Genomic DNA, 12,739 nt, shown 5'->3' with positions numbered 1-12,739 from the left:
CCATGTTTAATGATGAAGTAGCTTACTATTTTGATGGTTCAATGGTTGGGCTGCTGAGCTGTGTTTTTCGTGCATTTCAATTTAAAGAATTACAGGTCAGGCTTTGCTTGAATGATGCGGCTCAACATGGCTTATTTGCTGATAAAATTGAGGTTTCAAACAATGAGCAACATGCCGAGCGTGTTTGGTCAGCGCTACAAAAAAAGCTTTCATCTTCTTCATTAAAACAATTTTATTTTGCCTCTTTATCTGAATCTTTAGATGCCTATCAGCATTTATTTAATTACTGTATTTATGTGTTTACTAGCCATGTTTCTATAGAAAAAGATTATTCAAATCCAAGTGTTTTAGCGATTGCGCAGTGGACGAAAAAGGTCGGGCGAGAGAAGCATCGGATGGAAGCTTTTATTCGGTTTAAGAAAACCAAAGATGAGCTTTTTTTAAGTTTAGTACGTCCTGATTTTAATGTTTTACCGCTTATTCAGCCACATTTTAAACGGCGCTATCAAGATCAGCGTTGGCTTATTTATGACGAGCAACGCAAGTTAGGGCTTTATTATGATTTACGAGAAATACATGAAGTTTCACTCGAGGCTTCTGAGGTTGACCGCAATTTAAAAAATGGGATGAGTCAAAGCTTTCAGCTTGAGCTTGATGAGCAGGAAGTTTTATATGATCAGCTTTGGAAGGATTATTTTAACAGCGTAAATATTACTGAACGGCAAAATATAAAACTTCATGTGCAATATTTGCCGAAGCGTTATTGGCGTTATTTAAATGAAAAATTGATGGAATATTAAAGTTTTAGAATCATAAAAAATAGTTCAGCCAGTTTTCTTATTGTTGAAAGGTATAATTTAAATGCACTTTATGTGGCTTTGGGCGTATACTTTTGCCCGTTATAAATGACGGCATATCCCCTAAGGTGTACTGTGAGTGTTATACAGCGAGAATGGTTACAGATTTTAAAGCCAAATTTTAAGGTTTTACCCTTAAAAGAACGGTTACTTTGCGGTATTGGAGCGTTGTGTGGTTTAGCAATTTCCTCCTTAATTAGCTGGTATGTTCTCGGGGGAATTAATGCATGGTACATCGCCCCAATGGGTGCCTCATCTGTTCTTCTTTTTGCTGTGCCGACCAGTCCTTTGGCCCAACCATGGAATGTAATTGTTGGTAATACCTTAGCCGGCATAATTGGCGTTGCCTGTGCACAGTGGATTCCGGATTTAACCACAGCTTTTAGTGTCGCGGTAGGTTTTGCCATATTTTTAATGATGACCACCGACTCTTTGCACCCGCCGAGTGGGGCGGTTGCGATTACAGCCGTGTTGGGTGGTGCAGCAATTCATAAGTTGGGCTTTTATTTTATTTTTTATCCAGTTTTACTCAACTCGTTACTTCTACTTGGGTTTGCTGTTTTCTTTAATCGATTGATTGGGCGACATTATCCAGTGACTGCTCATTTAAATGAGCGAAGTAAGGACCCAACGCCAACTCAAAAAGTATCAATTCAGCCGAAAGATATTGAGTATGCATTAGGGCATCACACTGAGCTTTTAGATATTAGCCAATACGACTTAGAAAAAATCATTTTAGAAGCTCAGGAACATGCCAATGAGCGTATGGTAAATCAATATATCTGTCAGGATATTATGAGTCGTGATGTGATTAAACTACATGAAGATGATGATATTCATCAGGCACTCGATAAGTTTAAACAAGTGAACTTAATGAGCCTCCCTGTAGTAAATGCAGAAAACCATTTGGTCGGAACTTTAGCGTTATATGAAGTCGTAGAGTGGTTTAAAGGTGCAGCCGACCCAAGAAATTCTTGGCAGCATTATGTAAAACAAATCATGAGCCGTAGAGTGGTTACCGTACTGCCAACTCAACCTATTCAAGATTTGGCGCCATACTTTGTTGAAAAGTCTTTTAATTACATTCCTGTTGTTGAAGATCGTAAGCTTATAGGAATGATTAGCCGTGCAGATATGATTGCTGCATTACAGCAACAGTTAAATCGAAAGCTATAATTTTTAGAATAAAAAAAGCTACGGTTGATTAGGGGATGCAACCGTAGCGACCAAAGTTATGAATTAACGTACTTGTTCTTCATTTACTGTTCGGACGGATTGTCGATAGCCTTCAATATGTTCTGGCTGTTTTTTCGGAATCACTAACCATAAAACCAGATAAACTAAAATTCCTGGAAAGGCAGCACTCATAATTGAGATCAAAACAAAAATGACACGTAGTAAAGTTACGTTCCAACCAAAACGTTCAGCAATACCACCCATTACACCGGCGATCATGCTGTGTCGGTTCGAGCGATATAAACCAGAACTGGCCATCTAATTCTCCTTAAAGATAAAAGTTACAAGAAGCTATTGCTCTTGCTTAATAAAAATATGGAGACGAAATAACGGGTTTAAAGTCCTTTAAAAAGTAAAATAGTTAAAATATGTAAAGGATTGAAAGGAACGAAACCAACATCTACTAAAATGCACCCTTTCAGGGCTTAAGAGTTTAAAGCGGCCATCAGCTAATAATTGATTTGAAGTGTAAATAGAGCTGTTGCTGTTATCTGTGAATAATGTATATGTCTTTGAAGTGGTCTCGTTTTTCAGTTAAGCATATGGTTGTAGTGGCTGCGATGTGCATGACACTGACTGCTTGCGATATAAACCATACCAATTCAAAAGATCACTCGACTACAAGTTCTAGTTCTAATCATGAAGAAAACTTAATAAAAAGTAGTACGTCTATAAAAACATTAGATTATGTCGCTGGACGAACTTTCTTGCCTGAAGATACCTCAGATCAAACCCAAAAATTAAACGCAGCTTCATTGCAATATGTAGGGCGATATCACACTCGTATTTCATGCGAGGATGCTTTTGCTGATTGTGAATCAGGCGAAGCAGAGTACATTTTAAATTTATTACCAAATGGGTCGGCTTATTGGAATGTTGTTCATTTTGGTCGTGTGGGAAGTAAAGACGGGGCGAAAAGTGCCGCTGTAAATCAATTATGTCCTACTCTAAATTGGAAAGTGGATGAAAAAGAGCGTGAGTTAACGATTCAATGTCCATTATCTAAAGTTAATTTTTATTTTAATATTGATTCAAATAAAAGATTGGTCACAAATTTAGAAAAATTACTTTATAGCGACTATGGAAAAAATCGTGAATTTTTAGAGCAAAACTATTTTGTTCCAAATCAGGCTTATGTTTTAACTAAAGAATAGATATCCGATAAATATACAAAAGAGCGCAATATTAAATTGCGCTCTTTTTATTTTATGACTTAAAAATCTTTAGTAGTCGAAGCTAAAGTGTTCAACTGGTAATGATGTTAGTGTGCGAGATGTAGTCACCATCGATTCTGCATGACCTTGAGCGCGTGGCAATAAACGGTCAAAGTAGAAATCAGCAACTTTGATTTTTGCTTTATAGAACTCAGCAGTTTCTTGGCCGTTACCTGCTTCTAATTTTTCAGAAGCAACCACAGCTTGTTGAGCCCAGAAATAAGCCATCATCACGTAGCCTGAGAACATCAAGAAATCTACAGAAGCAGAAGATACGATGTCGCGGTCTTTACGTGCAGCAAGCATGATACGAACTGTTAAAGTGTTCCACTGAGCACAAAGCTTAGTTAAGTCCCAAGCAAAACGACGTAAATATTTATTACGTGCATGTGCAGCACAGAATTTTAAGATTTCAGCAGTGTATTCACGAACTACTTTACCTTTTGAACTTAACAACACTTTACGACCAATTAAGTCGAGTGCTTGAACACCAGTTGTTCCTTCATACAAAGTCGCAATACGTGCATCACGTGCGATTTGCTCCATACCCCATTCTTTAATGTAGCCATGGCCACCGTAAACTTGCATACCGTGGTTAGCAGCTTCTAAACCAAGTTCAGTTAAGAAACCTTTTAAAATTGGTGTATAGAAACCAAGTTTATCATCGTAGTCTTCAAAAGCAGCTTGATCACCACGCGCTAAAGCATCTGTCATTTTGTCAGCGATTTGAGCAGCGTAGTAAATCATAGAGCGACCGCCTTCAGCGATTGCTTTTTGAGTTAACAGCATACGGCGTACGTCTGCATGGTGAATGATTGCATCAGCAACTTTATCTGGATCTTTTTTACCAGAAAGCGCACGCATTGACATACGATCTTTGGCATATGGTAATGCGCCTTGGAAAGATAACTCAGCGTGTGCAATACCTTGAACAGCAGTACCAATACGTGCTGTATTCATGAAGGTAAACATTGCATGTAGGCCTTTGTTCACTTCACCGATTAAATAACCAGTTGCATTATCAAAGTTGAGTACCGCAGTTGCAGATGCACGGATCCCCATTTTGTGTTCGATTGAACCACAAGCGACTGTATTACGCTCACCAACACCGCCATCAGCTGTAGGCATGAATTTTGGTACGATGAATAATGAGATACCGCGAGTACCAGCAGGTGCATCTGGAAGGCGTGCAAGTACGATGTGAATGATGTTTTCAGTTAAATCATGTTCACCAGCAGAAATGAAGATTTTTGTACCGGTGATTTTGTAACTACCGTCTGCTTGAGGTTCAGCTTTAGTTTTTACCTGTCCTAAGTCTGTACCACATTGAGGTTCGGTTAAGCACATTGTGCCGCTCCAAGTGCCTTCAACAAGCTTAGGCATGTATGTTTGTTTTTGCTCATCAGTACCGAATTGCAAAATAGTGTTCATACAACCAGAACTTAAACCTGGGTACATGGTAAATGACCAGTTTGCAGTACCCATCATCTCTGATTTAATCAGGTTTAAAGACATTGGAAGGCCTTGACCACCAAATTCTTCTGGGTAAGAAAGACCTTGCCAACCGCCCATTACGAATTGGTCATAAGCTTCTTTAAAGCCTTTAGGCGTAGTTACTTCGCCGTTGTCAAAATGGCAACCTTCTTCATCACCAGATTGGTTAAGTGGCGATAATACGTTTTCACAATAATCTGCCGCACCTTCAAGAATCATATCAACAGTATCTGGATCAGCATTTTCACCATTTGATAAAGTTTTATAGTGAGCAGGGTAATCTAGTACTTCATTCATTAAGAAGCGGATATCGTGTAGCGGAGCTTTATATGCTGGCATGGCTTTAATCCTAATTTTGAATCATTGTGGGATTATCTGTATCGATGATTTGATTATTCACTCGCATGATAAAAATACAATGTTAATCGCACCCGAAAGAAATGTCAGAAAAGCGAATTTTGTCGAAAATAAATACACCTGAAATTATAATTTCTGCTACATTCAGGACTTATACTTTTATGTGAAAAAACAACTAATTTTCTTATTTTTAGCAAGTTTTGTTAAAAAGATAAAGCGATAAGGTTTTAAAAAAGGTTATGCATCTAAAATATCTCAGTTTATGTTTATTTAGTTTGGGTTTGACCGCTTGTGCGCAGCATAACCTACGTCCATCGGTAGCATCTACTCAGTTAGATCAAAAAGTCATTCAGGGTATGAATGCAATATATGAATACCCAAGCTATGACTATCGTGGGCATTTTAAAGTTAATGTTGATCCAAATCAGTCAAAAAAAATAAATAATGTAGAAAAAACAGTGCAGCTAGATGCTGCAGTGCAAAAAAAAGTAGATCAATATTTACGTGAACAAAAAATTAATTTGAATAAAAAACAGAAGCAGGCACTGTATGCCGCAATTGCAAATGAGCAAGCGGACTCGGGCATTTCTGGTGAATCACGCTCAGAAAAAGTAAACGCCGTATTAATTAATTTATTAAATGATCTTCAATTTAGTTACGATGGTTCGGTTCATTATCGTCAAAAAATGGGGTCGTTAAATCTCACTGCAAGATATGAGAAACCAACCTTACTGGTACAGGCAAAATTGCCAATGGTACTTGATCTGAAGGATTATAAATTTTACGTTAATTATTTCGGATTAATGCCTTATCTGGTCAATAAAGATAATCAAAATAATTTGGCATATGTCGATTTTTCAAAGTATAAAAATCTGTTTACCAATGTCGATATGAAGAAATTCGTTGAATATGCGAAAGCTTCTGGCGCTGTATCTTATCGTTTGGCTGAACCGCAAAATTTACAGCGTTTATCAGTTAGTGAAGCTGAGCGTAAAGCGGGGGTTGTAGAAAAAATTCGTTTAAAAGATACGGTTGAAGCGTTATTGCTACAATCGGAGCTCTATAGTCAGGTCAATGCTAAATATCTGCAAAAAAATGTTTTCGGTTTTGATGAAGAAAAGATTGCCGAAACTATAGCAACTGAATTAGCTGCTTCGGAAGCGAAGAGTAAAGAGGGTAATGCTGATGGGCAAAAAGTTTCTTCTGAAGATGCAGCCGCAGTTAGCCAGCAACTTTATTCACTTATTAATGCTCATTTCGGTAATGCTTTAGATTCTGAATATGGTGATGAAGACCAATCAAGTGCAGCTCAAGATGGGGCAGCCGAAGAGGAAGCTTCTGATACGGCTCAAGCCGAAGATGTTGCTGTAGCAGATGCTGAAGAAGTCACACAAGATGAAGAAGTGGCTTCACTTACAGAAGATCAGTGTGTTGAATTACAGTCTCAAAAAAGTCCCGTTGCCTTAGGTGATATTAATTACTGTCAAATTTACGGTATTGATGTGCTTGATCGGAGTGCTGTAAATACCGAAAAAACTCAGATTAAAGCTCGTCAAGCTGCGTTGAAACAAACTTTTGCTGCTTATGATCAAAACCAGTTTGTTGATGATGAAGCATTCAAGGCTCTATGGAACAAGCATAAAGCAGAAATTGAACAAGCTTTACCAAAACAAAGAAATCCGGTTGCGATTGATGTCGGACTGGATGAAAAGGGCCGTTTAGTCAACGCGGATTATGAGATTGCGTATACACCAGTTGAATTTAACCATCGCTTTAATATTAAAGCAGACATGCAAATCCTCAATTATGGTAAAGCGACCCCAATTAATCAGCAGCAGCTTAAACAGGCTAAATCAGTTGCAGAAGCAAGCAAAGGTTCTTTATTTGAAAACTTCATAAAAGGGTTTAGTGAAAAACTTGGGCAGAGTGATGTTTCTGAGCATCCAGTTGGCGCTCATAGCGATGTACAAGATTTAGATTCGAGTCTGGCGCTGTTGGCTAACCAAACTTATGATGCAACACATGCTTATGACAAGACGTATAAGGCTGTGTTTATTGCAAAATTGACTGCCGAAAAACCGTCATATATTCATTATTATTCAGTTCAACAGTTGCAAGAAATTGCCGAGGTCTATGCTTATTGGTTTTCTGAAGAGGAAACTTATAACCCTCAAGGCAAAGCTTTAGAACGTATTGAGGCGTTACAGAAAAAACATCATCTTGAGCAAGAAGATCAGTTTGATAATGACTTAGGCCGAGCTGTGGACCATATTGTGATCACAACAATACAAGGTGAAGCTGGGCGTGAAGCATGGCAAAAACTACAGAAACAATATAAGCAACCTGAACAGCTTTTCTCAAAACAGTATCAATTAGAGTTTGAAAAACAAAATGGTAGTTCTGATGAAGAAAAACATTTGTTGTCAGAAACAGCTGATATTTTAGGTAAAGTTTATGTCGCTGCTCGTAAACAGCAACTTACGGAAAAAACAATTCAGAATTTAAAACCTGAACATAATGAATTTATTGATTATGAGATTTTCCGAGATGTTTATAAGCAGATGGTTACAGCTAAAAAATAATAGATGAAATAAAAAAGAACCTACTTCGTGTAGGTTCTTTTTTTGACTTATAGAAAATCTTTTAATTTTGGCTTTACACCATTCCAGATATAGAAGGCTTCAATGGCTTGGCCAACGAGCATGCCAAAACCTTCCGCATAAGGTACATTGCGCTGTTTCGCTTGATCAAGGAAGCTAGATGGCTTGCCATAGGCCATCTCATAGGCATATTTGAACTCTAGACTTTCTGGTAGTTGTAATGCATCACCAGACAGGCTTGCAGAAGTTGCATTAATTACAATATCAAATTTCCCTTCTAGCTCATTTAGAGAAATTGCTTGCAATTGAGCTTGAGGAACTGCTGCTTTTAGGTCATCTACAAGTTGTTCAGCACGAGCAAGAGTCCGGTTTGCAATCACAATCTTTTTAGCACCAGCCTGCACAAGCGGGTAAATAACGCCGCGAGTTGCACCACCAGCGCCTAAAATTAAAATTGTTGTATTTTCTAGGTTCCAATCTAAAGCTTGAATTGCGGCAACTAAGCCTTGGCCATCTGTATTGTCACCATGTAATTTGCCATCTTTCATCCAAAGTGTATTTACAGCTTTGGCAATTTGAGCACGTTCAGTCAGCACATCACACAAAGCAAACGCCTGTTCTTTAAACGGCACGGTAACGTTCATGCCACTCCCGCCATTTTCAAAGAAACTACGCATACTCGGCTCAAAACCATCAAGAGGTGCGAGACGTTTTTGGTAGTCTAGGTCAACACCTGTTTTTTGAGCGAAAGCATGATGCAATTCAGGAGAGCGTGATTGTTCGATGGGGTTGCCAATTACTGCAAACTGTTTGGTCATTCTTATATCCAAAATTTTAAAATGGCATGAGGCAGATAAAGTCTGTACTGAATTTTCAGCAGGCCTCACTATAAGCCAAATTTTAATAAGAAAAAATATTTGAATGAGATTCAGAAAATTGGAAATAAAAAAGGAGATTCTTTAGGGTGGAAGCCAAAGAATCTCCGAAAAGCAAAAAATTAAGCGACTTTTTCTTTTAGGTTTAACCAGTCACGAGGTTTTAAGTAATAGTCGGTTAAGCGTTTTTCTGGCGAGTCTTCATCCCATTCTGGACGATATGACCAAGCTGCAAGATTAGGCAGGCTGACTAAAATAGACTCAATACGTCCACCTGTTTGTAAACCAAACAATGTTCCGCGGTCATAGACTAAATTATATTCGACATAACGACCACGACGGTAAAGCTGGAACTCTCGTTGAGCTTCGGTATAAGGCTGTTCACGATGTTTTTCAAAAATTGGCAGAATGGCATTTAAATAACCATTGCCTACAGCTTGGATATATTTAAAGCAGGTTTCGAAATCCCAGCAATTTAAATCATCAAAGAATAAACCACCGACACCACGCTGTTCATCTCGATGTTTTAGATAGAAATAGTCATCACACCATTTTTTATGTTCAGCGTAGACATTGTCACCAAAAGGCTGGCATAGGTCATATGCGGCTTGATGCCAATCGATAACATCCTGTTCATCTGGATAGAACGGTGTTAAGTCAAAACCACCGCCAAACCACCAAATTGGATCTTGTCCTTCAGGCTCTGCAACGAATAAACGTACATTGGCATGGGAGGTTGGAATATTCGGGTTTTTAGGGTGAATGACTAATGACACACCGAGCGCTTGTGCTTTAGCACCAGCAATTTGAGGATGTCTTTCTGTAGCAGAAGCGGGCAGTTTACTAATGTTGATGTGAGAAAACATCACACCACCTTTTTCAATCACGGTACCATTTTGTAAAACTCGTGAACGACCACCACCACCTTCTGGACGTTCCCAATCATCAATAATGAATTCACCCGTACCACCGCCAGCTTTTTCTTGTTGTTCTAAACCAGCACAAATACGGGCTTGTAAATCGAGGAGAAATTCGCGGACACGTTGAATATCTGTTGAAGTCGGATGTTGCATAGTGACCCTCAAAGATGATTGAGATAGGAGATAGATACATCAAAACACAAAACCATAAAAAAAGTAAGGGATTTTTAAGAAATGTCTTAAAAATCCCTTCCAATTATTTTTAAATTTATAATTTTGTTTTAGAAATCATCTTTTTGATAAAGGTGATCCATGCGTTCACGTTTAGTTTTTAAATATTGTTCATTAAAAGGATTACGTCCAACCGTTAACGGAACACGACCAACCACATTAATACCTTGGTCCTTGAGTGCCTGAATTTTCAAAGGATTATTAGTAATTAACTTAACTTCTTTTACTTTTAAATGATCAAGCATAATGCTACACATGTCATAACGGCGTGCATCGGCGGGGAAATTTAAAAGTAAATTTGCATCTACCGTGTCATGACCTTGATCTTGTAAGGCATATGCACGAATTTTATTTGTAAGTCCAATACCACGGCCTTCTTGACGTAAATATAAAATAACGCCTTGACCTGCTTCGTTAATGAGCTTTTGAGTTGCCTGTAATTGAGGGCCGCAGTCACATTTTAATGACGCAAAAGCATCACCCGTTAAGCATTCAGAATGAACACGTACTAAAACAGGGCCTGTGGGTGGATTTTCTAACCCTTTAGAAAGTGCCACATGTTCTTCACCTGATACTGGATCTTGAAACACAGAAATATTGAATTCACCAAAAGCAGTCGGGAGTTTTGATGTTGCAATGAACTCTATAGGCACAGATTAACTCATCTTTTAACCGAAAACGGTTTAAAGTATAGCGTAATGCTGGGAGATTGGTCGAATTGTCATAATCATTTTGAACACTAAGGTTTTCTTTTTTGTATAAAGAAGACGATAATAGTTGATAAATAGTCAGATTATTCAGGATAATCTGCCAACCATACCCATACTGTATGAGAGACTGCTTTGCATGACCTCGTTCGCAAATGTGGCTGATTGAAGGTGACTTCATTCGATTGTATGATCGACCCATTTTGACCCAGCTTAGGATTTGCCAGGCTTATAAAGGCTTTGCCACATATGTTGTATACCGAAATTCCAACTCAACGCCCTGTTACGCCATTGTTAGATGCAATTGATCATCCTCAACAATTACGTCAGCTCGAGCATAGCCAATTGGTTCAAGTGGCTGATGAGTTGCGTCAATATATTTTATATGCAGCAGGCCAGAGTGGTGGCCATTTCGGTGCTAACCTCGGCGTGGTTGAGCTGACGGTTGCGCTGCATTATTGCTTTAATACTCCAAATGACCGATTAGTTTGGGATGTAGGACATCAGGCGTATCCACACAAAGTCTTGACTGGTCGCCGTGAGCAAATGACAACAATCCGTGCTAAGAACGGTTTAGCAGCATTTCCAGCTAGAGAAGAATCAGTTTTTGATACTTTTGGCGTAGGGCATTCATCAACTGCAATTTCAGCAGGTTTAGGAATGTCTTTAGCACGTCGCTATCAAAATGACCCATGTGAAGTCGTTTGTATTGTGGGTGATGGCGCAATGACAGCAGGTATGGCATTTGAAGCCATGAACGATGCTGTGGCACACGATGCCGATTTAATTGTTGTACTTAATGACAATGACATGTCGATTTCTTGCAGTACAGGTGGTTTTGCTAAACATTTAGCTGCAATTTGGGAAAAAGGTCATTTAGTTAACGTCGATGAACATGGCGAGGCTTATGTACAGCCACATCCGAAATGGACGTATAACTCTCGGTTACATCAATCGGCAACAGATGCGGCCGATAATTTATTTAAAGCGATTGGTTTTGATTACTTCGGTCCTTTCGATGGACATGATGTAAATCAACTCGTTCAAGTATTTAATGCATTGAAAAAGCGTAAAGGTCCACGCTTAGTCCACGTCTATACTAAAAAAGGTAAAGGCTTTACTCCGGCAGAAGCTGACCCAATTACCTATCATGCAATTGGCAAAATTAATGCGTCTTCAGCAGGTAAAACGCCACCAAAATATTCTGATGTATTTGGTCAATGGTTGTGTGACGAAGCTGCACAGGATGAACGTTTATTAGCGATTACCCCAGCCATGTGCGAAGGCTCGGGCATGGTTAAGTTTGCTAAAGAATTTCCAAAGCGCTTCTTCGATGTTGCAATTGCCGAACAGCATGCAGTAACACTTGCAGCGGGTATGGCATGTGAAGGCTTGAAACCTGTTGTTGCGATCTATTCAACATTCTTGCAGCGTGGTTACGACCAGCTTATTCATGATGTCGCATTACAAAATCTTGATGTGACTTTTGGAATTGACCGTGCAGGCTTGGTTGGTGAAGATGGTCCAACTCATGCTGGTGCATATGACTATGCATATATGCGTACAGTTCCGAACATGGTCATAATGGCACCAAAAGATGAAAATGAATGCCGACAAATGCTACATACCGCCTATGCTTATAATGGGCCAGCAGCAGTACGTTATCCTCGTGGTGCGGGGGTAGGCGTCGAAATTCAGCAAGAGCTAACCGCTATTGAGTTAGGTAAGGCAGAAATAGTCGCGGAAATTAAACCTGCTTGTGATGAGCAGATTACGATTTTAGCGTTTGGTAGTCGCGTTATGGTTGCCATAGAAGCTGCTGAGCAGTTTGCACAAAAACATGATGTCGGTGTGCGTGTTGTAAATATGCGTTTTGTGAAACCACTTGATGAAAAAATTATTCGTGATTTTGCTGAACATACACAATTATTTGTAACTGTTGAAGAACACGCAATTATGGGTGGTGCAGGCAGTGCAGTAAATGAGTTCATGGCGCAAGAACAAATTGTTAAACCTATCATTAATTTAGGTCTGCCAGATTTGTTTTTACAACAAGCGTCACATGGTCAAATGCTACAAGATTGTGGGCTAGATGCTAAAGGTATTTTGAGCTCAATTGAACGAGCTTGGCTTAAGCTAAATCAGGTGGTTTAAGCCTTTAATAAAATTTTTGAAACATTTTTTCCCCTAAAGCGCATTCATTTGCTAAAATGTATGCGCTTTTATGCATTATTCTTTGTCAAAATCT

General features: G+C 38.9%; 10 protein-coding genes. 5 read left to right on the top strand and 5 right to left on the bottom strand.

The genetic code is table 11. The annotated features are described in order from the left end of the window. Positions 1–2: 2 nt before the first annotated feature. Complete coding sequence (locus tag J580_RS15565) at positions 3–800, top strand: TIGR03915 family putative DNA repair protein (RefSeq protein ID WP_032004827.1); 798 nt, start codon at positions 3–5, stop codon at positions 798–800. Between the two features lie 132 nt (positions 801–932). Then, on the top strand, positions 933–2,033 hold the full coding sequence (locus J580_RS15560) for an HPP family protein (protein ID WP_032004826.1): 1,101 nt from the start codon (positions 933–935) through the stop codon (positions 2,031–2,033). A 63-nt stretch (positions 2,034–2,096) separates the two neighbouring features. Here the strand turns inward: J580_RS15560 and J580_RS15555 are convergent, their stop codons facing one another. Beyond that, positions 2,097–2,351: a PspC domain-containing protein gene (locus J580_RS15555; RefSeq protein ID WP_002116779.1), complete on the bottom strand. Its 255-nt coding sequence runs from the start codon at positions 2,349–2,351 to the stop codon at positions 2,097–2,099. A gap of 248 nt (positions 2,352–2,599) precedes the next feature. Between J580_RS15555 and J580_RS15550 the strand changes: the two genes are divergently transcribed. Beyond that, positions 2,600–3,247 carry a hypothetical protein gene (locus J580_RS15550; RefSeq protein WP_081403680.1) on the top strand — a complete coding sequence of 216 codons (648 nt, stop codon included), beginning with the start codon at positions 2,600–2,602 and terminating at the stop codon, positions 3,245–3,247. A 69-nt stretch (positions 3,248–3,316) separates the two neighbouring features. Here the strand turns inward: J580_RS15550 and J580_RS15545 are convergent, their stop codons facing one another. Then, positions 3,317–5,140, bottom strand: coding sequence for an acyl-CoA dehydrogenase C-terminal domain-containing protein (locus tag J580_RS15545; RefSeq protein WP_002116803.1), 1,824 nt, complete (start codon positions 5,138–5,140; stop codon positions 3,317–3,319). 257 nt (positions 5,141–5,397) lie between these two features. On the opposite strand from J580_RS15545, the gene J580_RS15540 reads away from it, so the two are divergent. Continuing rightward, entirely contained in the window at positions 5,398–7,740 is a 2,343-nt protein-coding gene (locus J580_RS15540) for a hypothetical protein (protein WP_032004823.1), read from the top strand. Positions 7,741–7,787: 47 nt separating this feature from the next. Here J580_RS15540 and aroE read toward each other — a convergent pair whose 3' ends face one another. From aroE to ribA, 3 genes are all read right to left on the bottom strand, one after another. Further along, positions 7,788–8,576 carry a shikimate dehydrogenase gene (aroE, locus tag J580_RS15535; protein ID WP_032004821.1) on the bottom strand — a complete coding sequence of 263 codons (789 nt, stop codon included), beginning with the start codon at positions 8,574–8,576 and terminating at the stop codon, positions 7,788–7,790. A 179-nt stretch (positions 8,577–8,755) separates the two neighbouring features. Next, positions 8,756–9,706 (bottom strand): oxygen-dependent coproporphyrinogen oxidase, encoded by a 951-nt coding sequence (hemF, locus tag J580_RS15530; RefSeq protein ID WP_019767450.1) that lies wholly within the window; start codon positions 9,704–9,706, stop codon positions 8,756–8,758. A 128-nt stretch (positions 9,707–9,834) separates the two neighbouring features. After that, positions 9,835–10,437, bottom strand: a complete 603-nt coding sequence (gene ribA / locus J580_RS15525; protein ID WP_032004820.1) for a GTP cyclohydrolase II — start codon at positions 10,435–10,437, stop codon at positions 9,835–9,837. Positions 10,438–10,740: 303 nt separating this feature from the next. On the opposite strand from ribA, the gene dxs reads away from it, so the two are divergent. Beyond that, positions 10,741–12,645 (top strand): 1-deoxy-D-xylulose-5-phosphate synthase, encoded by a 1,905-nt coding sequence (dxs, locus tag J580_RS15520; RefSeq protein ID WP_032004817.1) that lies wholly within the window; start codon positions 10,741–10,743, stop codon positions 12,643–12,645. The last annotated feature ends 94 nt before the right edge of the window (positions 12,646–12,739 follow it).

The organism is Acinetobacter sp. 1542444 (genome assembly GCF_000581835.1).
GTDB lineage: Bacteria > Pseudomonadota > Gammaproteobacteria > Pseudomonadales > Moraxellaceae > Acinetobacter > Acinetobacter pittii.
The sequence above is the reverse complement of the archived record's forward strand: the minus strand, read 5'-3'. Positions and strand labels throughout refer to the sequence as shown.

Excerpts from the sequence above, each read along its gene's own strand:
- J580_RS15565 (WP_032004827.1), top strand. The coding sequence starts at position 3 with ATGTTTAATGATGAAGTAGCTTACTATTTTGATGGTTCAATGGTTGGG.
- J580_RS15555 (WP_002116779.1), bottom strand. The coding sequence starts at position 2,351 with ATGGCCAGTTCTGGTTTATATCGCTCGAACCGACACAGCATGATCGCC.
- J580_RS15550 (WP_081403680.1), top strand. The coding sequence starts at position 2,600 with ATGTCTTTGAAGTGGTCTCGTTTTTCAGTTAAGCATATGGTTGTAGTG.
- J580_RS15545 (WP_002116803.1), bottom strand. The coding sequence starts at position 5,140 with ATGCCAGCATATAAAGCTCCGCTACACGATATCCGCTTCTTAATGAAT.
- J580_RS15540 (WP_032004823.1), top strand. The coding sequence starts at position 5,398 with ATGCATCTAAAATATCTCAGTTTATGTTTATTTAGTTTGGGTTTGACC.
- aroE (WP_032004821.1), bottom strand. The coding sequence starts at position 8,576 with ATGACCAAACAGTTTGCAGTAATTGGCAACCCCATCGAACAATCACGC.
- hemF (WP_019767450.1), bottom strand. The coding sequence starts at position 9,706 with ATGCAACATCCGACTTCAACAGATATTCAACGTGTCCGCGAATTTCTC.
- dxs (WP_032004817.1), top strand. The coding sequence starts at position 10,741 with ATGTTGTATACCGAAATTCCAACTCAACGCCCTGTTACGCCATTGTTA.